The sequence below is a fragment of the Arsukibacterium sp. MJ3 genome (genome assembly GCF_000987765.1).
Lineage (GTDB): Bacteria > Pseudomonadota > Gammaproteobacteria > Enterobacterales > Alteromonadaceae > Alishewanella.
Window position 1 is genome coordinate 1 of record NZ_LAHP01000010.1, and the last position, 22,380, is coordinate 22,380.

Genomic DNA, 22,380 nt, shown 5'->3' on the forward strand with positions numbered 1-22,380 from the left:
GTCAAGCGTCTTTTTAGAAGATTTTTGCTACCCGGCTTATCTCACCCAGTGTACCCAACCCGCAGTACCCCTTGGCATGGCGCGCATTATAGGGTGTTTTAATTCAGGTGCAAGCGATTATCTTATAAAAACTGTCCAATCCTTATCGTTTGCTTATAAAGCAAACAAGTAAGCTAAATTTTATACTATAAATTGTATTTTTCAGTCTAAACCAATAATGATGGCTGCTTTGAGCCGTTTTTTGCCGTAACTAAATGCTTTAGTAAATATTTTGTGTTCAACAGGAATATACTGTCGCTCTGCCGCAGACAGCCAGGGAATATCGGCAGTATCAGGATCATTAATATAAATAAAGTGTTCATCGGCAGCACATAGCGTTACCCAGTGTGGCGCTTTGCTTTTATCAAACTGCCAGGTACTGATCAGGGCAATAATTAATTTCCCTTGTTGTAAATACTGTTTTATAGCACTTATCGATAAGTCCGCATGATGCACTGCTATGGCTTGCTGCTCTGTCTGTTGTTTAAAAGAATCATGCACTCGCTGTAAAATGGCTTTTTTAACCACACTTCGAACTGTATCACCAAAGAGCAAACCGTCGTTATTAAGATACACTTCAACAGCAAAACCGCGGCTTTTAGCGGCAAGTGCTAAGCCTCGTGGACCACAACCACCATGGCCGCTAGTCATAAATATAGTCGTCGCTTCGCGCCATAATTCAATTTCTAACTGGTATGGCGCAAATTGTCCTGGCTTAAAATAATTAAAAGCCATTAATAAGCACGCGGGGCCACAGGTAAAAGGTGTTGTTTGCGCTATATAAGGCACTTGGCGAATTACAGATCCACTATTAAACTGAATTACCTGTTTTTGCATGCATATTGCATCTGAGTCATCTTCATAAAAGGCATGCTTAATAGCAAACTCATGATAGTGTAGTTTCTGATATAACGTTATAGCCGCAGTATTATCCTTTCGTACTTCTAGCCGAAGCAGTGCACAAAGTCTACCAGCGGCTTGTTGCTCAGCCTGCATCATCAACTTTTCTGCTAACCCTTGCTGTCGAAATTCGGGGTCTACTGCTATTGAATATAATCGAGCCAGGCTGGTACCACGCCGGTAAATTAGCAAATAGTAGCCAGCTAGCTTACCAGCCACGTCCAATATTGTTATATCACTGCGTTTTTCGGTAATAAAGCGGCGAAAACTACGAACACTCAACCTGTCGGAATTAAAGCAACGTTGTTCCAGTGCCACCAAAGCAGTAACATCGCTCAGTGCAGCAGGCCGCAATGCTATGGTACTAATGTGAGCTGTTTTTACTACTTGCGCTGTCATTAACCGTATCCTTTACTTCATTTGCCAGCGTTAATTTAGTTTGGCATCAAAACAGTTATGCTTATGAAATACCAGTAAGAAATTCTGATGCTATGCTGAAAAAAATTTTGCTGTCTTTCAATGTTATATTCGGTCAGGCTAGCTCTGCTAACAGGAGGCAACATGGCAAAATTGATAATAATAGTAGATAAAGCTCAGGACTGGGCGCCCTTTCATCAGTATGACGGCGTAATGAGTTTACCTGCTTATCTTAAATGGTCGGCAAAACAAAAACAGCGGGTAAGAGTTATAAATCTATGTCGGCAGTCACACTACCTCGGTAGTGGTTATTATTGCTCTTTGCTGGCCGAGGCTCGCGGCCACAATGTTATGCCCTCTGTTCGAGCATTTAATAAGTTTAACCGCCACGAAATTGCTGACTTTGCTGATGAGGTTCCTCTTGCGCTGTTGCAACAACTTAATAAAGCCCTGACAGATGAACTTGCAACGCAGCTTACCTTTAATATTTATTTTGGTGAAACAGAGCATAAAGCGTTAAAGAAGGTAGCGTCTTTTCTGTTTGAGGCTTTTCCAGTACCCATACTACGGGTTGAACTGCAAAAAAAAGCCAGCTGGCAGGTAAAAACACTTAAAATTGGCAGTGTTAATAAGTTAACTGAAACTGAGCAAAGCCTGTTTGGTAATATTTTAGAACGTTATAGCCATAAAATCTGGCGGCTTGAGCCGGCGAACCGCAAGTTTAAATATGATTTAGCAGTATTGGTTGACCCAAAAGAAAAATTTCCGCCTTGCACACCAAAGTCACTTGAACTGTTTGTCCGCGCAGCAAAAAAAGCGGCTATGGATGTTGAACAAATTACTGCTAAAGATATGCAACGTTTAGCTGAATTTGACGGTTTATTTATCAGAGAGACGACTGCTGTTAATCATCATACTTTTCATATGGCGCAAAAGGCTGAGCGAGAAGGTTTAGCGGTGGTTGATGATCCCAGCTCTATTTTGCGCTGTGGTAACAAAGTTTACCTGCACACCTTATTTGAGCAGCATAAAGTACCGATGCCTGATGGCTTAATGTTGTTTAAGCAGGACGAAGATAACCTTGAACGTGCAGTTGATAGCCTAGGCTTACCACTGGTATTAAAAATTCCCGATGGCAGCTTTTCCCGCGGGGTAATTAAGGTTAAAACACTTACCGAATTTCGTTCCACTCTAGCTACGCTATTTGAACAAAGCGCTATTATTTTGGCTCAGCGATATACCTTTACGGAATATGACTGGCGCATTGGTGTATTAAATGGCCAGGCAATTTTTGCTTGTAAGTACTTTATGGCCAGAAATCACTGGCAAATATATAAACACAGTAAGGCTAAAACTGAAAGTGGTGGCTTTAGCACCTGCGCGGTAAATGAAGTTCCGGCACATGTGCTTGACGCCGCCATTCGTGCCTGTGCACCAATAGGTGATAGTTTATATGGCGTAGATGTAAAACAAGATGGCGAGAAAGTGTATGTTATTGAAGTAAATGATAACCCTAACATTGATGATGGTGTGGAAGACTTACACTTAGGCAATAAGCTGTATGATATTCTGGTAGAAGACTTTATTCGCCGCATTGAACTAAAACGATAAAAACCAAAAAACCGGCCTTAGCCGGTTAATTTGGTGCAGATGGAGAGACTCGAACTCTCACGCCTTGTGGGCACAAACACCTGAAGCTTGCGTGTCTACCAATTCCACCACATCTGCATATGTTTTGCACTAGGTGCCTAACATGGCGAGCAGTATAGCGATTCAAAACAACTAGTCAACAATTGAATTAAACTATTCTGCTGCTATTTAGCCGTTCGCTTATTTGCTAAGCAATGCTGTTTTTAGGTCGCCTTTTTCAACAAACCAATCTCTTCCAAGCGCTGCATTAAGTAGTCATTAGAATTAATGGGTTGTGGGTAACGGTTAGGCCGTTGCTCGCTAATGCAGCTTGCCAGCGTTTCAATAACGTAGTCAGGATTTGGATGCATAAAAAACGGAATAGAGTAACGTGGTTCACCCGCAGCAATACCCGCTGGGTTAACAACCCGATGCGTGGTAGACGGCAGTATATGATTGGTTAGCCGTTGCAACATATCGCCAATATTGACCACAATAGTGCCTTCAATGGTTGTTACCGGTAACCAGCTACCATCACGACGAAGTATTTCCAGACCAGCCTCATTTGAACCCACCAATAACGTAATCAGATTAATATCTTCATGCTGACCAGCCCGGATAGACTCGGTTGAGGTATCACTAATAGGTGGATAGTGAATTGGCCGCAATATTGAATTGCCATAATTCACCTTGTCAGCAAAATACTGCTGCGGCTGTCCCAAAAACAATGCCAACGCCTCCAGCACCCGATTACCTAACTGCTCTAATTCGGTAAATAACGTATAAGTAGCGTCTTTAAAACCCAACACTTCGGTAGGCCAGACATTAGGGTACAAGCTGGGGTGTGGCGCCGGGCCATGTAGCTCCCGGCCAACATGCCAGAATTCTTTTAAATCAGGATGCTTTGAATCTTTGGCTTTTTCAACGCCAACCGCAGTGTAACCTCGCGCACCGCCCTGCCCTGGTTTATGGTACTTTGCTTTAACCTCATTTGGTAAAGCAAAAAACTGCTTAATCGCATTGTAAGTATTTGCTACCACTTCATCCGCAATACCGTGGCCGCTAATGCCACAAAATCCAAACTCAGTGTAGGCCTTGCCAATTTCGGCAACAAAGTTATCTTTGTCGGTGGCAAACCGTCTTATATCTAACGTTGGAACTTGCTGTGTCATATAAAAGACCTGTTTGTTGGCTTGTTCAGCCTAGCCTAAAGTAAAAAAGAGCCCTGCAATAGTAGCGCTCATTAAATTAGCCAATGTTGCCGCAAGTAAGGCTTTAAGACCTAACTGAGCAATATCAGCTCGGCGACTAGGTGCCATACCACCCAGACCGCCTAATAAAATAGCAATTGAAGAAAAGTTAGCAAAACCACATAACGCAATAGTGACGATGACTTGCGTATGCGCGCTCAACTGATCTTTTACTTGCACAAAATCGAGGTATGCAACAAATTCATTAATAACCAGTTTTTGACCAATAAAGCTACCCGCCATTCTGGCTTCATCCCAGGATACGCCAAGAATAAAAGCTAAAGGCTGAAATACATAACCAAAAATGAGCTGCAAGGTCAGACCTTCCAAACCAAACCAGCCACCAACGCCACCAACAATACCGTTGACTAAGGCAATTAAACCGACAAATGCTAACAACATAGCACCAACATTTAGCGCCAGTTGCATTCCACTTGAAGCACCCGCTGCCGCTGCGTCAATAACATTAGTGTGCGGCTTTTCTGTGCTTATTTCAGTTAGTTCGTTTTTAGGCTGTTCAGTTTCTGGCAAAATTATTTTGGCCATTAAGAAACCACCTGGTGCCGCCATAAAACTAGCTGCAATCAGATACTTTAGGTCAATGCCTAAACCGGCATAACCGGCCAGCACTGAACCGGCCACCGACGCCACCCCCCCTACCATTACGGCAAACAATTCAGAACGGGTCATGGTGGGAATAAAAGGTTTTACCACTAACGGCGCTTCCGTTTGACCGACAAAAATATTCGCGGCCGCCGACATAGACTCTGGCCGGCTGGTACCCAATAGTTTTTGTAAGCCGCCACCAATTAATCGGATAACCCAGCTCATCAGGCCAATATGGTATAACACGGCAATTAACGATGAGAAAAAGATGATAATAGTTAACACGTGAATGGCAAAGATAAAGCCTTGTGAAAAATTACCCAAGTCGCCAAATAAAAACAAAATACCAGCGTTGGCGTAGCTTATAACATTAGCGACAACTTGCGACACACGGTATAACACATCCTGGCCAAACGGCACGTACAGCACAAAAGCACCAATACCCAGCTGAATAGCAAAAGCACCACCCACGGTGCGCCAATTAATGCGCTTGCGATGCGCTGAAGCAGCAATAGCCACTAATAATAAGGCAAAAACGCCCACTAATCCCATCATAGGTTATTCCCTAATTTTTGTTATTCTGCCAGTAATTGACGAATTTTTGCTTTTATAATATCAATAGCAATTTGGTTTTTACCCCCACGGGTAACCACCAGATCGGCATATTGTTTTGATGGTGATATAAATTCAAAAAAGGCCGGCCGCACCGTAGTTTCATATTGCTCGGTAACTGAAGCCAGGCTTCTGCCACGGTCTTCTAAATCGCGCTTAATACGTCGCAACAAGCAAATATCCAGTGGGGTATCCATAAATACGCTGATATCGAATTGCTGTCGCAGTTTTTCATCATTAAGCAGTAAAATACCTTCCACCAAGATTACTTTAGCTGCCTGCACTTTAATGGTTTCATCCAGCCGGGTGTGAAATTTATAGCTGTACTGCGGCATTTCGATATTCTGCCCAGCGCGCAGTCGCTGCAAATGCTCAACGAGCAAGGTATGTTCAAAAGCAGACGGATGATCGTAATTAGTCAGTACCCGCTGCTCAAACGACAAGTGGCTTTGATCGCGGTAGTAAGCATCTTCCGATAAAATAGCAATTCGCTCACCGCCTAACTCAGCAACCAGTTCTTGATAAACTGTTGATGCGAATAAACTTTTACCTGACGCCGAAGCACCCGCAATAGCAATAATGGTGTTTTTACCCACAACGTCGCCTACTTTTAACAAAACAGCTGGCGATTATCGCTAATTCTACTGCAGATAGAAATAAAAAAAGCTAAAAAAATGCCCGCATTAAGCGGGCATTCGTTTTAAGACAGAAAGAATTATCAGAACTTGTATTCTATACCTACTGTCATGCGCCACAGAGAAGGTGCAACTCTTCGGCCTTGCGGATTACGGTTAGTAAAGGCATTAAACACATATTGTCCCTGTGCATTAATAGTAGCATCCACTACAGCAGCTGTTTGTGGGAAGCTGGCCTCGTACAAAACACCCCAGTCATCATTTAACAGGTTAGTTAAGTTATCGATAACAAAGAAGGCTTTAGCTTTGTGACCTTGCACAAAACTTGGCAGCTCCTGAGATATACGCAGGTCTACTTTGGTCCACCAGTCGCTATAAAATTCGTTCCGATCTGCGATACCGCCAGCGAACTTACTCAGACCACTTTCGTCAATAAATGCAAAAAACGCATCAGTGGCAAATGGAGTAACCACTCCAGTACGTGGATTAGTAACGCTACCAATAACAATGTTAGGATCGTTTACACCCGTTGGTACATATAACAATTGACGACCTGTTGCACCATCACCAGAGAAGTTCCTCTCAAAGGTATAGCTATAAGGACGACCTTTATTATGCGAACCTAACAGACTCACTGAAGTAGTGTATCCTTCAAAGAAGTCATGATTATAAGTTGCTCTGAACGTAAAACGGTGAGGTGTTTCGTAGTTTGAAGTAGCAGTGCCAGGATTGTTATAATCACTTCGGGCATAGTTTGCAAAATTTGAAAACGCCACTGAGCTGGTCATTGGATTTGAATCTTCAGACTGAATATAGGCATATGCCAACGTCAAATCCAGACCAAAATCCAAACTTTTACTTGCTGAGGTGCTAAACGAATACTGTTTTGCATCTTCAGTAGCATTCGTTAACAGGAAATCTTGTGAACGGTTGCCTTCAACGCTTGAATATAGCGGACGACCGTCAAATAAAGTTCCTGTCTGTATTTTAGCAATATCACGAACAATAGACTGATCTTTAGAAACCGTATACATCACGTCAGCCATTACCACAGTACCTTCATCAAAGGTATAAGTAGCACCTAATGCATATTTCCACTCTTTTGGTACACTAAAGTTTGGATCAACAGCATTTACTGCACTATCGCCTGAAGCATTAGCAACCTGATCAAAGTATGTCTGAGGTATATCATAAAGTGGCCGGCCTGAACCGGACAATGGAATTTGGAACAAATTAGGACGAGACCGGTCTTCAATCTGAATTTGAGTAACGCCATCGTTCTGAAAACCGTTAGCCAACCAAACGTTTGGATTGCCACCTGAGTAAAGACCAACACCACCGCGCAATTCTAATTGGTCACTAACGTTCCAGTTCAGACCTAAACGAGGCTGTAATAAACCTTCACCATCAAAGGTCGTATCGTTGGCAAAACCGTAACGATTAACAAAGTTCTCATTTACCCGTGGTTTATCACTACTGCTATACCAGTCATAACGCAAGCCAAATGTAACAGTTAGGTCATAATCATAAAAGTAATACTCGTCTTGAGCATAAACGGTGTGAACAGAATAACCAAAATTCGCTGCTGCGTCTTTAGGGTTATTAGTCCCTGCACCACTGCCGTAATAAATACGTGCTGGCACACCTGCTTCAAAATCATCAATATTGTTAAAACGGTATTCACCAATTGAGTGCTGCACAAATAAGTTGAATACGTTGTACTCTTCGAACTCGTAACCAGCATAAATGAGGTGATCACCTAATGAATAGGTACCAGCCAGTTTGAGAAAAGTAGTATCGTAATTTAATTTATTAGACTGACGTGAATCATCAACGCCTAAGAAAACGGTAGCACTAGCACCATTGTTAACTGTAATTTGAACTTCACCTAAACCACCTGGACCAATATTAACCTGGCGGTTGTCTAACTGTGAGTAACCGGCCCGAATTTCAGTTGAAAAATTGTCTGTCCAATCTGAAAAAATCTGAGCAACATATGATTCAAACTCTGCACCACGATCATAATAATGGTCTGAGAATTCGTAGTTAAAGCTTTGTGAGTCAGCCTCGTTTACCGAACCGCCATCGTTATAATTATAAGTTAAAGCCGCACGATGGGCATCGTTAATATACCAGTCAAGCTTAACTAACAGCTTTTCATCTTCAACCGGTGAAGAACCGATTGGTGCACCAACATTATAACCGTAGACGTCAGCTGCAATTTGGGCAATACGGTCTAAATCAGCCTGATTTAAACCGGCAACAGGTGTTCCGGCGTTAGAATTTTGCGGGCCGCGGCTAAACGTATCGGCACCTTCGTATTTTTCATACGCAGCAAATACAAACAGTTTGTCTTGGACCAGGGCGCCGCCCATGTTCAGACCATAACGCTTTTCACTGAAATTATCCTGATCTAGTTTAGTGCCTTCAAGTTTATCGCCTTGTAAAGACTGATTGGTAAAGTCATAAAAAACCGAACCTTTAAACTCGTTACCGCCTGATTTTGTTACCGCATTAATATTACAGGCTGTAAAACCACCATATTTAACATCAAACGGAGCAAATTCAACAGAAACCTGCTGCAAAGCATCATAAGAAAATGGCATCCGTTCAGTAGGATAACCGTTGCTGTTTAAACCAAAGTTATCATTCATTTTAACGCCATCAACAGTTAAACTGTTGAAACGCGGGCTGGCTCCATTACATTGAATACCACGAGAAAATCCAGCATCAATATAAATACGTGGGTCTGCAGCAACTATGTCCGTTAAGTCACGGTTAATTGCAGGAATAGATTCTAAATCAGTCAAACTAAAATTAGCAGATGGGCTTGTACTGCCATAATTAGCATTACTAATAGCTGAGCCGGTAACAGCAATTCGTTCAACATCAGCCTGCTGTATAACTAAATTCAGGTTTTGCGTTTCGCCCAAAGTCAGAAAAACATTGTCAATAGTTTCAGTCCGGCCTGTTGGCCCAACAACTGTTAATGAATATGGGCCGCCAACTTGTAAACCCCGGGCAGAAAAAGTACCGGTATCATTAGTAGTAACAGTTCTTGTTGTACCATTACGCTTGTCCATTACAGAGACAGTTGCATTAGCAACAGTTGTGCCTGCTTCGGTTGTAACAACACCACGAACAGCTGATGATGTTTCCTGAGCAAACGCAATGTTGCTGACACCAAGAGCGAGCGTGACCGCAAGAGCTAAACTTTTTATTTTCATAACGTTTTCACCTGGTAGTTGATAGTTGTAATTTATTCCGTTTAAATACAGAGGCTGTTTTTAAGCTTAGGCTAAGTGTAACTGACTTTTATGTCATTTTCGTTACATAACAATTTAACCGGGAACTTTTAAGCTCTTCTTTAGTCAAAGGGCGCCTGTCACGCAAGTGTAACATGGCTACTCTATCTTGCGAACAACCGCACTTTAAATTGGTTAAAAAAATATCAGTTGTTGCGCTACCTTTTTAGGATATAACATAGTCATGCTGGCGTTGTACTGCTGTCCCCGTTATGCTGCTCGTCTGTTTTCAAAACTAAATTTAATTATGTTTAAACATATGTATTTCGGCTTGTTGTTATTATTATTTTTGTCCGGAGCAGCTATGGCCAACACCGCCACTGAAGTTAGGCTTGCCACCTTTAATGTTAGTATGGAATCTAGCAACTACTTGCCGCCTGGAGCAACCGGCGACAATACTGTGCTAGCCACTATTCTGGTGAACGGTGACAACCCACAGATAAAAAATATTGCCGCTATTATTCAACGGGTAAGGCCTGACGTGCTGCTGTTGAATGAATTTGACTACATTGCCATGCCCGAGTTTGGCATCCAGGCTTTTATCAAAAATTACCTTAATCAGGCTCAGCAAGGCAGTGAGCCGATTGACTATCCTTACTTTTATTACTCAACAGTAAATACCGGCCAACCCAGCCCCTTTGACTTGGATAATAATGGTAAAGCCACTGGCGTGGGTGCTGATGCCTGGGGTTTCGGTTTTTACCCCGGACAATACGGCATGGTTATTTTATCCAAATACCCGATTAACACTGGCCAGGTTCGTACTTTTCAGCATTTTAAATGGCAAGATATGCCAAACTTTATGCCTACCATAAAAGCCGACGGCAGCCCTTGGTACAGCAAAGCTGCCTGGCAACAGTTTCCACTATCATCGAAAAGCCACTGGGATGTCCCACTGCTTATTAATGGTAAAACCGTGCACATTTTGGCCAGCCACCCTACTCCACCGGTATTTGATGGCGAAGAAAACCGCAATGGTATTCGTAACCATGATGAAATCCGCTTTTGGCTTGATTATCTTAATCCCGCTGAGGCCGGTTACATTTATGATGATAACGGTAAAACAGGTGGCCTAACCGACAACAGCCGTTTTGTGCTGCTTGGTGATTTAAATGCCTCGGCCGATGGCGATGGTGATGCAATTAGTACGGCTATAAAAGCCCTGGTTAGCCATCATAGAATAAACCAAAGCTTTACCCCTGCTAGTAAAGGCGGCGCAGAAAATACTCCTGAACTTTTTCATGCAAAATACCATACCGCGAGCTGGCGCATGCGGGCAGATTATGTGTTGGCATCTGATTTTGGTTTTAACATTAAAGACGGTGGCGTATTCTGGCCAGCAAAAGATGACGCCGATTACCCTTTAGTGGGTAGCAGGGGTGCCAGTTCAGACCATAAGCTGGTCTGGCTGACGTTGGCGCTTACTGCTGATTAACCGGCCATGCCATGGCCAAAGCAGCCCAGCCGCTAGCGCATCACTACATTACGCACCAATACCGTGACTTCTTCCCGATCATGATAAAGGTGCTTTACTAAGAGCTGGTATTTAATGTCCGCTGATAGCAACTTATTTTCCAAGTTTTCCAACACCTCTTGTACTGTTTCATAGCGGCGTTTCATCGGTAACTTTAGGTTAAAAATACTTTCCTGACACCAACCGTTAATGATCCAATCGGCTATCCTATCTGCCACCCGCTGTGGCTGTTCAATCATGTCGCATACCAACCAATAAACATTCTTTCTTTTCGGTTCAAACTTAAAGCCATCTACCATTAAATGCTTAACCTGACCCGTCTGCATTAATGACTCAGCCATGGGGCCGTTATCTATTGCTGTTACCATCATGCTGCGCTTAACCAACTGATAAGTCCAACCGCCGGGGCAGGCCCCTAAGTCCACCGCGAGCATGCCAGGTGCCAGCCGCTTGTCCCATTCGTTACGGGGAATAAACTCAATAAACGCTTCTTCCAGCTTTAAAGTACTGCGGCTTGGCGCTTCATTGGGGAACTTTAAGCGCAAAATGCCATTTTCCAGTGGGCTATTATTCTCAGGATAAGACAACCCCAAATACCCCTGCTGACCACTGAGCAAAAACAAATGCAGCACCGGCGCCCGTTTTTGCTCTTTTTGCAACATGACACCAGCCTGACGCAATGCCTGACGTAGAGGCACTGTAAATTTCCTGGCCAGAGTAGACAGCGTTTTACCATCATTAGTTTGTGGAAACTCGACCCGCAGCTCACCTATGCCGCTGATTTCAGTATGTTGTAATGCGTCTAAAACCGGCGCAATCCGGTCAGCAGCCGGCAAATCCAATAATGGCGCAGCTAATAAACACCACTGCCGGATAAAAATAAACTGGTTAAATTCGAAGTCACGATAAAATGTCGCTAAGCTATCAACATCGTAAGCCTCAAAAATAACATACGCCGAATTAGCAACTAATTTGCAAAAACCAAATAGTTGGTAGCTGCTGGCTTTATCTTGAATTTCTGCGGCACATTCTTTTTCAAAACCTGCACGGCAGTATAATAACAATTGTTTCATTTAATGTCCTTTTGCCAGGCGCTTACCACAAGCAACACCCAGCCAATAATCAAAATTTGTCTGCCTATTAAAGCTAAGACAAAAGAATAAAATGGTAATTCGAATACTCCGGCATCCTGCAGTTTGGTTACTACTAGCTGGCCAGCAGTATTTCATCAATTTTCTTATTACAATAAGCAGCTGCACTGGCAATAAGCTGTTGCTGGGTTAGGCCGCTGGCTTTGGTAGGTGAAAAGTCATGATCCGCTGCAGTTAGCCAGTACACACTAACCTTAGGCCAACTGAAAGGCGTTAACTCTGCACGCTTACCAAACGGGTCACGTTCGCCCTGCACCACAAAAAGCGGTGCCGGCAAGCTGGCAAAATGATCAGTACGCCATTGACTTTTACCTGGCGGATGAAACGGATAACCAAAAGCAAAAATTGCTTTTACCTTAGCGGCCGTTAGCATACTGGCAACCCGTCCGCCCATCGACTTGCCCCCAATAAATAATGGCAAACTGTTATCCACCGCGTTAATTTGTTCCATAAAGTGCTGCTGCAACAGTGGCATCTTATCAGGCAGTTTTTTGCTTGCCTGCTCAATGCTGCGCTGCATATATGCAAAATTAAAACGCTGCACTTCAATGTTAAAACCGGCCAAAGCATCCGCCAGCGCCAGCATAAAAGGGCTATTGCATGCTGCACCAGCGCCATGTGCCAGAATTAACCTGGCTTTAGCTGCTGCTCTGGGGTGGTGTAAATCGGCTTTGTGATTAATCAATAACGACGGCATTGGTAAATTGTTGCTCGGTAAATAGTAGTTGCTCAGCGGTAACCATATCAACCATCCATTGGCGAAAAGCGGTAATTTTACCAAGTTCTGTCTGGCTTTCCCGGCAAACTAAATAATAGGCGTCTTTACTGATCAGCACATGATTAAACGGCACGATTAACCGGCCAGAGTTAATGTCTGGCCGAGCCAAAACGTTGTGCGCCAACGCCACACCCTGGCCATGAATAGCCGCTTGCAGCACCATTGACGAGTGGCTGAATATCGGCCCCTGATTAACATTAAACTGCTTAAAGCCCTGGCTGGTAAACCAGGCTTTCCAGGCGCGGCGCGAGCTGTCATGTAATAGATTGTGCTTTGCTAAATCAGTCGGCTCGTTTAGTGGCTTACCACTATTTAATAGCAACGGTGAACACACTGGTAACAAATATTCAGTATGTAATTTGTCAGCATGTAAATTACGCCAGTTACCACGACCATAGTAAATAGCCACATCAACATCGTCTGTTAACGAGCCCTCGTCTAAATCAACGGCCTTAATTCTAACATCGATATCCGGATGTTGCTCGCTAAACTGGTTTAAGCGTGGCACCAACCACTGTATAGCAAAGCTGGGTTGCAAACTTACGGTTAACGAGCCTTTGGCACCACGAGCCAATAGCTTTTCTGTTGATTCATGCAGCTGCAAAAATATTTCTTTAATATCCAGAAAATAGCTCTGGCCCTCTTCAGTTAATAATAAAGAGCGGTTTTTGCGCATAAACAACTTTAAGCCCAGATGGTCTTCCAGTGCCTTTATCTGGTGGCTTATGGCAGCCTGGGTAACATACATCTCTTCAGCCGCCTTAGTAAAACTAAGGTGCCTGGCCGCTGTTTCAAAAGCCTTTAATGCATTCAATGGGGGCAGACGACGCGCCATAACTTTTGCTTAGCTCAATAATTAACTGGCTGGTGGCTTGTAGCCTTCAATTTCAATATCCTGGCCCTGAAACAAAAAAGCATCCATCTGTTGCTCTAAAAATTGCCGATGCTCGGGGTTCATCATATTCAGTTTCTTTTCATTGATCAGCATAATTTGCTTAGCCTGCCATTTACTCCAGGCTTCTTTGCTGATGGATGAAAAAATTTTACTGCCCAACTCGCCGGGATATAGCTGAAAATCCAGCCCTGGTGCGTCTTGTTTTAAGTACTGACAAAATACCGTTCTGCTCATTTATATACTTTCCTTATTCCGCTTTATATGTAGCCTGCAGCTGTTGCAGGAGTAACTTTGCTGGCGCTGATAGCCCCACCTGCGGTAATGGCGTTATTGTAAACCATTGCGCGGCACTTTGCTCCTGCACACTGTCAGGTTTAGCGCTAATCTGCACCAGCACTGGTGATATCCATAAGTGAAAATGGCTAAACGTATGTTTGAAAGCGGGCAGCTCAATGCTGTTGTTATTGCCAAGGCCATTTATTAGCAGATAATCGGTCAGCAGCAGCTTGCTGCTAAATTCCATAAAACCGTATAAGCCCCCCCATAAACCACTTGCCGGCCGTTGCTGCAGTAATACTTGTTCATTGTGTTGAAACATCAGCCAGAAACTGTGTTTTTCAGGGAGTACTTTTTTGGGTTTTTTACCAGGATACTGTGTCTGCTCGCCAGCTAATGCAGCCTTGCAATGAAGCTTAAGCGGGCATGACGCACAGCGGGGTTTACTGCGGCTACATAACGAGGCACCCAAGTCCATCATGGCTTGGTTAAAAGCCATTACCTGGTCATTTTCAGGAGTAACCTCACCGGCAAGTTGCCATAATTGCTGCTCAACCGCTTTATTACCGGGCCAACCGGCTACCGCAGCAAAACGGCTAAGGACCCGTTTGCAATTTCCATCTAAAATGGGATGCTGCTGCCCCAGGGTTAATGACAATATCGCGCCAGCAGTAGAGCGCCCTATTCCCGGCAAAGCCAGCACCTGTTCAAAAGCAATTGGAAATTCGCCCTGATGCTCCGTAGTAATAATTTGAGCTGCTTTGTGCAAGTTTCGGGCCCTGGCGTAATACCCAAGGCCAGTCCATAAATGTAATACATCATCCAATTGTGCTGCCGCTAATTGGCTAACAGTGGGAAAGCGCTTAATAAATCGCTCAAAATACGGAATAACAGTAGTAACCTGGGTTTGCTGTAGCATTATTTCGCTTAACCAGGTTTTGTAGGGGTTTTTGTTAATTTGCCAGGGCAGGGTTTTACGGCCATGTAACTGATACCAGCTAAGCAGCTGATCTGAAAACCAATTAGCAATTTCTTTTTGCAACCACTGTCTCCCCATAGCAAATTTCAACGCAGTATAAGCAGCCAAAGCCTAAATGCCAACGCAAAACGTCAGTTGAGCTTAGCGGCTAATATCCGCATAATGTGCGCCGCAGTTTCAATACGGAGCCCATAATGAGCCATACCCCAGAGCAGCCTGAGCTACAGCAAGACACCACCGAGCACACCAGCACTGTGCCTTACATGCGTAAAATTCGCTCTTTTGTATTGCGCGAAGGTCGGCTGACCAAGGGCCAGCAAAATGCCCTGGATGCTCATTGGCCGGTATTTGGTTTAGGTTATCAGGCAACTCCGTTAAACCTGGCAGAGATATTTGGTCGCCAGGCCCCTGTTGTGTTGGAAATTGGTTTTGGCATGGGCAAATCGCTGGTAACTATGGCTAGCAATGCACCTGAGCATAATTTTATTGGTATTGAAGTGCATAAGCCTGGTGTGGGCGCTTGTCTGGGTGATGCCGCCGCTGCCGGCATTGATAACCTGAGGCTATTTGAACATGACGCCGTAGAAGTACTAAACAACAGTATTGCCGATAATAGCCTGACGACTGTACAACTATTTTTTCCTGATCCATGGCATAAAAAACGGCACCATAAACGCCGTATAGTACAACCCGAATTTGTGCAGTTACTGCGGCAAAAGTTGATTATAGGTGGCGTGTTTCATATGGCCACAGATTGGCAAGACTACGCCGAGCACATGTTAGAAATAATGCAAAGTGCTAACGGTTTTAACAATCTCTCACCAACGGATAATTATGTGGAACGCCCAGCGCAGCGGCCATTAACCAAATTTGAACAACGAGGTCAGCGTCTTGGCCACGGCGTTTGGGATCTTATGTTTAAAAGGATAAGTTAATGCTTACTAACACCAGCCAGATGTTGCTGCGTAATATTGCTGATCTCGCCGGCAATATCCTGATTGTAGAACCTGCTGCAGATACATTGGCCCGCAGTTTATTGGCCGCCATGCCGGCTCAAAGTAGCCTCAGTTGCTATACTACCAACGCTGCCGTAGCCACGGCTTGGCAACACGAAGCGGTAACTTGCTATTTTAGTGCGCTGCCAGAATTCAGCGGTCAATTCGACTCTGTTGTGGTTTTTTATCCCAAAAGTAAAGAGCAATTAAATTTAACTCTGGCAGCCATAGCACCCGCCATGAGTAACAACTGCCAATTATATCTGGTTGGCGACAATAAAGGCGGGCTTAAAAGTGTTAGTAACCATGCCACTAAACTTGGTTTACAAGCGCATAAACTGGACAATGCCAAACATTGCCTGTGGTATTGCCTTACGGGTTCATTAGAAAAGCTGCTTAAGCCGGTATATAGCCAGCATAAATTCACTATTAACGACACAGAGCTTACTACTTGCTCTATTGCCGGGGTTTTTAACCATGGCAAGCTTGATAACGGCACTGCCTTATTATTAAATCATCTACAACATATCAATAAAGGTAATGTGTTAGATTTTGGCTGTGGTTGTGGCGTTATCGGCGCTTATTTAAAAAAACGCCACAGCGCTATTAAACTATTTTGCTCAGACGTCAGTGCACTTGCTACCGAAGCTACCCGCCAAACACTTAGCGCCAATAATTTGCAAGGTACTGTCATTACTGCAGATGGCTTACCGGTCCAACCGGTTAGCTTCGATCATATTGTCAGTAACCCGCCATTTCATACTGGCATTAAAACCGACTATAGCATTAGTGAGGCCTTAATTAACCAAAGCAAAGCTCGCTTAACCTCCGGTGGTAGTTTAACACTGGTCGCAAATAGTCATTTAGCCTATCAGGAATTGCTTGAGCAAACTTTTGGTAATGTTGCTATGCTGGCAAAAGCAAACGGTTTTATTATTTATCAGGCAATTAAAAGGTAACACCATGAGATCTGTGGCGGGCATGCTTACTGTGGTTATTAGTTTGATGATAAGCACAGTGCTTACGCTATTATTGCCTGTTTATGCAGCAACGTCTTTGCCATGTATACAAGCAAAAAACCGCCAGACAGCATGCCCCCACCAGCTATACCGTGCTGATAAATTACCTTCACAAAGTAACGTACAGTTGCTTTGTATCTGTGTCACCGATTTCAGCCCGTTAATTAAAGCCGTAAAGGGTGAACAGCAACAAATTGAACAAAACATGAGCCGGCGGCAATTCGAAGCGCAGCTTGGTAGTGATTTAACGGTGATCCTGGCTATCGTAAAACGCCAGCGTTAATTCAACAGGAAAATTATCCGGCTTTGCCACATATGCTTCAGCCTGTTATTAAAGAGGTTTGCTAAAACGACATTAACTGCATAACATCATTTCAATAATATTAAAAAGTTGCAGCAATGCCGGCCAACAGTGAGCAACGCATGAACGCAGTAGCAACCTCAAGTAATAAAACCAGCAGCATAAGCAACGCGCTGTTTTTGGGCGTGATGGCCATCTGTAGCCTTACGCTTTGCGTTGCTATGTTTGTCTCAACGTTACAAGATATTAAACAACAGCGTAAAGCGCTGATTAATGAGTTAAACAGTTATGCCAGTATCATTGCTTTTAATGCTCAGCAAAGTTTTGCCAGTGCCGAAAAAACCATTTCAAAGTTGCCGCCAGCACCAACAGATGCACAAGACATTATTTTAAATGACGTTTCCAATGATGTTTTCAATGATTATGCCAGTCTTGAAGAGAGTCGTTTACGGTCATTTATGGCGGTACCCATGCTCTATAACATCCATATATATCGTTTGCCACAACACACAAACTCCTTACAACTATATTCTATTTACAACGCTCCCAGTATTGGACCTTATCCTACTCAGTTTGATAAGGTCGCTAGCTTTGCCACACCTGTTATCAGTGATAATTATATTGAGATTAGCCAGGAAATACGCCAGCAGGGCACATTGTCTGGTTATGTCTTTATCAGAGCCAGCCAACAAGATCTGCAAAATCACATTCAGAACCGGATATTGTTAAACTTATTAATTATTTTAAGCGCGCTTAGTATTGTGTATTGGCTTACCAAAAAACTGGCGCAACGTTTTAGCGCGCCAATTAATGAACTGCTTTTCATCGTGCAAAAAGTCGCAAAAGACAAAGATTATCAGGTTCGGGCCGGGCACAACAGCATCGAGGAATTTAACGTACTGGGTAAAGCACTCAATGCAATGTTAGACAAAATAGAGCGACAAATCATTATGCAGCAACACTCTGAATCAGAAATTCGTGAGCTTTATCAAAAATTAGAACAAAAAGTGAATGACAGGACTATGGCGTTGAAAGCGTCAAACCAGGAACTGCTGAATACCCTTGCAACTTTACATCAATATCAAAACCAGATTGTTGAAACTGAGAAAATGGCCAGTTTAGGTCAGATGGTCGCTGGTGTAGCGCACGAAGTAAATACCCCCATTGGTTTGGGTGTTACGGCATCAACCTTGCTACAAGACCGATTAACCGACATCCAACGAGCGTTTACTGATAAAAAATTAACGTCCTCCCAGCTAGAACGTTTTTTAAGCGAAAGTAAAGAAAACCTGGGCATTGTTTATCGCAACCTGGAACGCGCTGCCAATTTAATCAGTAGCTTTAAGCAAGTTGCAGTTGACCAATCTAACGATAGTCAGCGACATTTTAATATGGCTCAATTAATCAACGAAGTGTTGTTATCTTTAGGCCCCAAACTTAAAAAAAACCAACATCGGGTGTTGGTTGATTGTCCGCCAGAACTCATAATAGACAGTAAACCCGGGCCGATAAACCAAATTCTGATTAACCTTATTATGAATAGTCTGATCCATGCATTTGACAACAACAAGCATGGCGAAATGCAGATCGTCGTAACAATTGATGGCAGTCGTTGTCGATTAACTTATCGGGACAATGGCAGCGGCGTGCCAGAGACAATAAAGAAACGGATATTTGATCCCTTCGTTACCACCAAGCGCGGTGCAGGCGGCAGTGGCCTGGGTATGCATCTGGTTTATAATCTGGTAACTCAGGCACTAAATGGCACAATTGTGTTTAACAGTTGTTTGGGAGAAGGCGTCGAGACTCTGATAGACTTTCCGATAGCCAATAGTAGCTATAAAACCAAATAAAGATTAACTCACTGTTTTAATTAAACAATAAACGGTTGAGCACATGCTCTATACTCGCTTCGGGCCAAATGTTAACAAATATCTTGTTAACATTTGGCCACCCCGCTATAATTAAGACATTATTTGACATGTCTTCGTCAACTATAGTAATTAGTACGCTATATCGTTCACAAAAAAAACACATAAGGCTCAACTCTAATGCAAACACCTATGATTCTTATCGTTGAAGATGAAGAAGTTACCAGACTCAATCTGGTTAATCTGTTCCAGGGTGAAGGTTATGACGTCATCGAAGCAATTAATGGCGAACAGATGTATCAAAAACTGGAACAAAATCCGGTTAATCTGGTCGTAATGGACATAAACTTACCGGGTAAAAATGGCCTGATCCTGGCGCGTGAATTACGCCAGAAAGAAAATATAGGCTTAATATTTTTAACTGGTCGTGACAGCGAAGTTGATCGGATCCTCGGCTTAGAAATTGGTGCTGATGACTACCTGACTAAGCCATTTAACCCGCGCGAATTAACTATTCGTGCTCGCAACTTATTAGGCCGCACCGTCGCGCAACCTGTAGTAGAAGAGCACAAAAGTATCGTTAAGTTTAATGGTTGGACCTTGGATGAAAACAGTCGTAACCTTACCTCTCCTAAAGGTATGGCGCGTCGTTTACCAAAAGGTGAATACCGGGCTTTACGCTTAATGCTTGATACACAAGGTAAAATTTTTACCCGCGAACAACTGATCCGACATATGACAGGCCGTGAGTTGCGCCCCAATGATCGTACTGTAGACGTTACTATCCGTCGGATCCGTAAACACTTTGAATCCGACATAGACAGCCCTGAGTTAATTAGCACCATTCACGGTGAAGGCTATCGCTTTGTTGGTAAAATCGACAAGTAATTAAGCAAATTATACTCAAGTACAACGGGTATATAACCTTAGTTAGCTTCAATAAACTGATGCAGAGCAGCCAGGTGCTGCTCTGTTTTTAAGTGATAATCCACTAACTGACGTTCCAAACCCTGCCAAACAATCGGTTCATGTTCGAATTTCCCAGCTTGCCGCTGAACCCATAACAGCCCTACGGATGCAGCCGCGCCTTTAAGCTTGTGAGCCGATTCTTTGAAATCCTCCGGCTGTTGTTGCACCACCGCTTCCAGCATTTTATTAATGTAACCAGGTAATAACTGAGCAAATAACTGAATACTGCGCTTCATCGCATCACGCCCCAGCGATTGCAGATAATCTTGCAAAATAGCTAAATCAAGTATCTGGTTTTCAGTGCTTAGCGGTTTAATCATATTACGTTGCTGCAACTTCAACGCACTGGGTGAAAACAACTTTGCCAGCATTTGATCAAGTTTGTTGGTATTAATGGGTTTAGCTAAGGCACCATCTACCTGAATATCAGTTAATTGCTCTTCTGCTTTTCTGACATTAGCGCTTAATACTACTATCGGAATATTCTGCAAATGACTTTCGCTGCGTATATACCGTGCTATCTGATCACCATTCATATCGGGCAACTGCATATCTAACAAGACTAAATCGATATCATCTTCGGTTTCCAGCAAGGCTAAGGCGTCTTCGCCGGTCTCTGCATGAATAACGGTATGGCCGCGTTGCTCCAACAAGGCCGTTGCTATATCAGCGTTAAGCGGAACATCTTCAATCAGCAGTATGGTAAGTGCAGGGCACGTTACCGTACTATTGCTCGGTGCCGCTACTTGCTCAGTTGGTAGCCACACGCTAAAACAACTACCCTCGCCAGGCCTGCTGCTTACTACTATGCTGCCGTCCATTGCCTCAACCAAAGCCCGCGATACCGATAAACCAATGCCAGAACCCACTATACTTAAACGGCGTCCATCGGTTGACTTATAATACATATCAAAGATGCGCTCTTGTTCAACCGGCGCAATACCAATGCCAGTATCCTTAACGTTAAATAGCAGCTCAGCAGGATGCGTCTCGAGTGAACAATCTAAAGTGATCTGGCCCTCGGCAGTAAATTTAACGGCGTTATTCAGTAAATTCCACAGTACCTGACGCAAACGGGTGGCATCCAGATTAAGATAACAATCCAATTCACCACGTATTATCATGTCAAATTTGAGGCCTTTTTGCTGGCAAATCAACTCAGCAAAATTAGCAATGTCTTTTAAAAAGTTTTGAATATGAATGCTTTGATAAACAATATCTAAATCTTGCCGATCAATTTTATCTAAGTCTATAATATCATTAAAAATATTACCCAGTGTTTCTGCACTGCTAAAGATAGTATTTGCCCAGCTGTGTTGTTCAACACCTAAAGTACTGTCTAGTAAACGTCGGCTTAAACCAACAATACCATTGAGCGGTGTTCTGAGCTCATGGCTTAATGTCGCAATAAATTTACCTTTATCCTGATAGGCTTTTTCTAATGCTTGTTCTGCCAATTTACGCGACGTTATATCCCGGCCAAATCCCAGCAAACCAATGTAGCGACCTAGCCGGTCATAAAAAGGGACTTTACGCATTTCAAACCAGAGTAATTGGCCATCCGGTTTAACAAATTCTACATCCAGTGTTAGCTCAGTTTGCTCTGCCGCTTCTTCATACTCAGTTAAAAAGGCAGCCTGGGCACTGTCCTCGGTATAAAGCTCAGCCGGATGATGACCAATAAGCTCTTGCGCAGACTTACCCATAATAATTTCAAACATTTTATTGCAACTAGCCAGCTGGCCATTTTCAGCCCGGTAGTAAAAAAGATCCGGAGAGCTGTCGACAATAGAACGGATCAGTAAGCTCTGCTCTTCCAGTTCATGTTGGGTTTTTTTGCGCTCAGAGATTTCTTTACGTAACTCATCTACTGCTCGCCGTTTGGCCTGAAACGCTTTTTTTCGCTCTTCAATCTCAAAATTAAGTTGGCGAATGCTGTCTTGCATATTTTGGTTTAGCAGCCGTTCCTGGTGTGCCGAATCTTGCAAATATAATAAAGCAGCATCTAAGTGCAGTATTAAATAAAAGATAATAAGAATAGCAATCGGGGCAGTTAACAACGCTAACCATAGTTGTGATTGCAGCATTTGCCAGTCAACGACCACCGCCAACAGGGCCGCATAACAATAATGTACCAACACCAGCAGAATCAGTAAGCTAACTAGCAGCAAAGCACCAAGGCGTAACTTACCCCAACGCTTCATTAATCCTGCAAATGCTTTAACCTGTGGGTGTACCGGACTTTGCATTATGCCCTACCCTTACCGCAGTTTTTAACC

The 22,380-nt window shown here is 43.4% G+C and carries 18 protein-coding genes and 1 tRNA gene; 7 read left to right on the forward strand and 12 right to left on the reverse strand.

The window, feature by feature from the left end; all coding sequences use genetic code 11:
- Nucleotides 1-201: 201 nt before the first annotated feature.
- Complete coding sequence (locus VT06_RS08925; protein WP_046553959.1) at nucleotides 202-1,338, reverse strand: GNAT family N-acetyltransferase/peptidase C39 family protein; 1,137 nt, start codon at nucleotides 1,336-1,338, stop codon at nucleotides 202-204.
- A 162-nt stretch (nucleotides 1,339-1,500) separates the two neighbouring features.
- Here VT06_RS08925 and VT06_RS08930 point away from each other — a divergent pair, with 162 nt between their 5' ends.
- Nucleotides 1,501-2,967, forward strand: coding sequence for a RimK family protein (locus tag VT06_RS08930; RefSeq protein WP_046553960.1), 1,467 nt, complete (start codon nucleotides 1,501-1,503; stop codon nucleotides 2,965-2,967).
- 31 nt (nucleotides 2,968-2,998) lie between these two features.
- Here the strand turns inward: VT06_RS08930 and VT06_RS08935 are convergent.
- From VT06_RS08935 to VT06_RS08955, 5 genes are all read right to left on the reverse strand, one after another.
- Nucleotides 2,999-3,084, reverse strand: a tRNA-Leu gene (locus VT06_RS08935).
- 125 nt (nucleotides 3,085-3,209) lie between these two features.
- The gene (locus VT06_RS08940; protein WP_046553961.1) at nucleotides 3,210-4,157 is read right to left on the reverse strand and encodes an isopenicillin N synthase family oxygenase; all 948 of its coding nucleotides are present in this window, start codon (nucleotides 4,155-4,157) and stop codon (nucleotides 3,210-3,212) included.
- A gap of 30 nt (nucleotides 4,158-4,187) precedes the next feature.
- The gene (locus tag VT06_RS08945; protein ID WP_046553962.1) at nucleotides 4,188-5,396 is read right to left on the reverse strand and encodes a NupC/NupG family nucleoside CNT transporter; all 1,209 of its coding nucleotides are present in this window, start codon (nucleotides 5,394-5,396) and stop codon (nucleotides 4,188-4,190) included.
- 20 nt (nucleotides 5,397-5,416) lie between these two features.
- Nucleotides 5,417-6,049 (reverse strand): uridine kinase, encoded by a 633-nt coding sequence (gene udk, locus VT06_RS08950; RefSeq protein WP_046553963.1) that lies wholly within the window; start codon nucleotides 6,047-6,049, stop codon nucleotides 5,417-5,419.
- 122 nt (nucleotides 6,050-6,171) lie between these two features.
- A complete protein-coding gene (locus VT06_RS08955) occupies nucleotides 6,172-9,315 on the reverse strand; it encodes a TonB-dependent receptor (RefSeq protein ID WP_046553964.1) in 3,144 nt (1,047 codons plus the stop codon).
- Nucleotides 9,316-9,697: 382 nt separating this feature from the next.
- Here VT06_RS08955 and VT06_RS08960 point away from each other — a divergent pair, with 382 nt between their 5' ends.
- A complete protein-coding gene (locus VT06_RS08960) occupies nucleotides 9,698-10,828 on the forward strand; it encodes an endonuclease/exonuclease/phosphatase family protein (protein ID WP_152659001.1) in 1,131 nt (376 codons plus the stop codon).
- A gap of 32 nt (nucleotides 10,829-10,860) precedes the next feature.
- Here the strand turns inward: VT06_RS08960 and rlmM are convergent, their stop codons facing one another.
- From rlmM to mutY, 5 genes are all read right to left on the reverse strand, one after another.
- Entirely contained in the window at nucleotides 10,861-11,940 is a 1,080-nt protein-coding gene (gene rlmM / locus VT06_RS08965; protein ID WP_046553965.1) for a 23S rRNA (cytidine(2498)-2'-O)-methyltransferase RlmM, read from the reverse strand.
- Nucleotides 11,941-12,073: 133 nt separating this feature from the next.
- Nucleotides 12,074-12,715, reverse strand: a complete 642-nt coding sequence (locus tag VT06_RS08970) for an alpha/beta family hydrolase (RefSeq protein WP_046553966.1) — start codon at nucleotides 12,713-12,715, stop codon at nucleotides 12,074-12,076.
- A complete protein-coding gene (locus tag VT06_RS08975; protein WP_046553967.1) occupies nucleotides 12,696-13,631 on the reverse strand; it encodes a transcriptional regulator GcvA in 936 nt (311 codons plus the stop codon). Before VT06_RS08975 ends, VT06_RS08970 begins: the two co-directional genes overlap by 20 nt.
- Nucleotides 13,632-13,652: 21 nt before the next feature.
- Nucleotides 13,653-13,925 (reverse strand): oxidative damage protection protein, encoded by a 273-nt coding sequence (locus VT06_RS08980; RefSeq protein ID WP_046553968.1) that lies wholly within the window; start codon nucleotides 13,923-13,925, stop codon nucleotides 13,653-13,655.
- Nucleotides 13,926-13,938: 13 nt separating this feature from the next.
- Nucleotides 13,939-15,009 (reverse strand): A/G-specific adenine glycosylase, encoded by a 1,071-nt coding sequence (mutY, locus tag VT06_RS08985; RefSeq protein ID WP_235357393.1) that lies wholly within the window; start codon nucleotides 15,007-15,009, stop codon nucleotides 13,939-13,941.
- A 131-nt stretch (nucleotides 15,010-15,140) separates the two neighbouring features.
- On the opposite strand from mutY, the gene trmB reads away from it, so the two are divergent.
- The 5 genes from trmB to arcA all read left to right on the forward strand — a co-directional run bounded on the left by trmB (nucleotide 15,141) and on the right by arcA (nucleotide 20,020).
- A complete protein-coding gene (gene trmB / locus VT06_RS08990; RefSeq protein ID WP_046553969.1) occupies nucleotides 15,141-15,881 on the forward strand; it encodes a tRNA (guanosine(46)-N7)-methyltransferase TrmB in 741 nt (246 codons plus the stop codon).
- A complete protein-coding gene (locus VT06_RS08995; protein WP_046553970.1) occupies nucleotides 15,881-16,900 on the forward strand; it encodes a class I SAM-dependent methyltransferase in 1,020 nt (339 codons plus the stop codon). Before trmB ends, VT06_RS08995 begins: the two co-directional genes overlap by 1 nt.
- Nucleotides 16,901-16,904: 4 nt before the next feature.
- Nucleotides 16,905-17,243 (forward strand): hypothetical protein, encoded by a 339-nt coding sequence (locus VT06_RS17535; RefSeq protein ID WP_052750209.1) that lies wholly within the window; start codon nucleotides 16,905-16,907, stop codon nucleotides 17,241-17,243.
- A 140-nt stretch (nucleotides 17,244-17,383) separates the two neighbouring features.
- Nucleotides 17,384-19,114: a HAMP domain-containing sensor histidine kinase gene (locus tag VT06_RS09005; RefSeq protein ID WP_046554061.1), complete on the forward strand. Its 1,731-nt coding sequence runs from the start codon at nucleotides 17,384-17,386 to the stop codon at nucleotides 19,112-19,114.
- A 198-nt stretch (nucleotides 19,115-19,312) separates the two neighbouring features.
- On the forward strand, nucleotides 19,313-20,020 hold the full coding sequence (arcA, locus tag VT06_RS09010) for a two-component system response regulator ArcA (protein WP_046553971.1): 708 nt from the start codon (nucleotides 19,313-19,315) through the stop codon (nucleotides 20,018-20,020).
- Between the two features lie 38 nt (nucleotides 20,021-20,058).
- Here the strand turns inward: arcA and VT06_RS09015 are convergent, their stop codons facing one another.
- Nucleotides 20,059-22,350, reverse strand: a complete 2,292-nt coding sequence (locus VT06_RS09015; protein ID WP_046553972.1) for an ATP-binding protein — start codon at nucleotides 22,348-22,350, stop codon at nucleotides 20,059-20,061.
- Nucleotides 22,351-22,380 lie beyond the last annotated feature (30 nt).

What these genes read in the sequence shown, in the direction of transcription:
- VT06_RS08930 (WP_046553960.1), top strand. Translation starts at nt 1,501, where the DNA reads ATGGCAAAATTGATAATAATAGTAGATAAAGCTCAGGACTGGGCGCCC.
- rlmM (WP_046553965.1), bottom strand. Translation starts at nt 11,940, where the DNA reads ATGAAACAATTGTTATTATACTGCCGTGCAGGTTTTGAAAAAGAATGT.
- VT06_RS08995 (WP_046553970.1), top strand. Translation starts at nt 15,881, where the DNA reads ATGCTTACTAACACCAGCCAGATGTTGCTGCGTAATATTGCTGATCTC.
- VT06_RS09005 (WP_046554061.1), top strand. Translation starts at nt 17,384, where the DNA reads ATGAACGCAGTAGCAACCTCAAGTAATAAAACCAGCAGCATAAGCAAC.
- VT06_RS09015 (WP_046553972.1), bottom strand. Translation starts at nt 22,350, where the DNA reads ATGCAAAGTCCGGTACACCCACAGGTTAAAGCATTTGCAGGATTAATG.
- VT06_RS08945 (WP_046553962.1), bottom strand. Translation starts at nt 5,396, where the DNA reads ATGATGGGATTAGTGGGCGTTTTTGCCTTATTATTAGTGGCTATTGCT.
- VT06_RS08980 (WP_046553968.1), bottom strand. Translation starts at nt 13,925, where the DNA reads ATGAGCAGAACGGTATTTTGTCAGTACTTAAAACAAGACGCACCAGGG.
- trmB (WP_046553969.1), top strand. Translation starts at nt 15,141, where the DNA reads ATGAGCCATACCCCAGAGCAGCCTGAGCTACAGCAAGACACCACCGAG.
- VT06_RS17535 (WP_052750209.1), top strand. Translation starts at nt 16,905, where the DNA reads ATGAGATCTGTGGCGGGCATGCTTACTGTGGTTATTAGTTTGATGATA.
- VT06_RS08975 (WP_046553967.1), bottom strand. Translation starts at nt 13,631, where the DNA reads ATGGCGCGTCGTCTGCCCCCATTGAATGCATTAAAGGCTTTTGAAACA.
- VT06_RS08955 (WP_046553964.1), bottom strand. Translation starts at nt 9,315, where the DNA reads ATGAAAATAAAAAGTTTAGCTCTTGCGGTCACGCTCGCTCTTGGTGTC.
- VT06_RS08960 (WP_152659001.1), top strand. Translation starts at nt 9,698, where the DNA reads ATGGCCAACACCGCCACTGAAGTTAGGCTTGCCACCTTTAATGTTAGT.
- VT06_RS08940 (WP_046553961.1), bottom strand. Translation starts at nt 4,157, where the DNA reads ATGACACAGCAAGTTCCAACGTTAGATATAAGACGGTTTGCCACCGAC.
- arcA (WP_046553971.1), top strand. Translation starts at nt 19,313, where the DNA reads ATGCAAACACCTATGATTCTTATCGTTGAAGATGAAGAAGTTACCAGA.
- VT06_RS08925 (WP_046553959.1), bottom strand. Translation starts at nt 1,338, where the DNA reads ATGACAGCGCAAGTAGTAAAAACAGCTCACATTAGTACCATAGCATTG.
- VT06_RS08970 (WP_046553966.1), bottom strand. Translation starts at nt 12,715, where the DNA reads ATGCCGTCGTTATTGATTAATCACAAAGCCGATTTACACCACCCCAGA.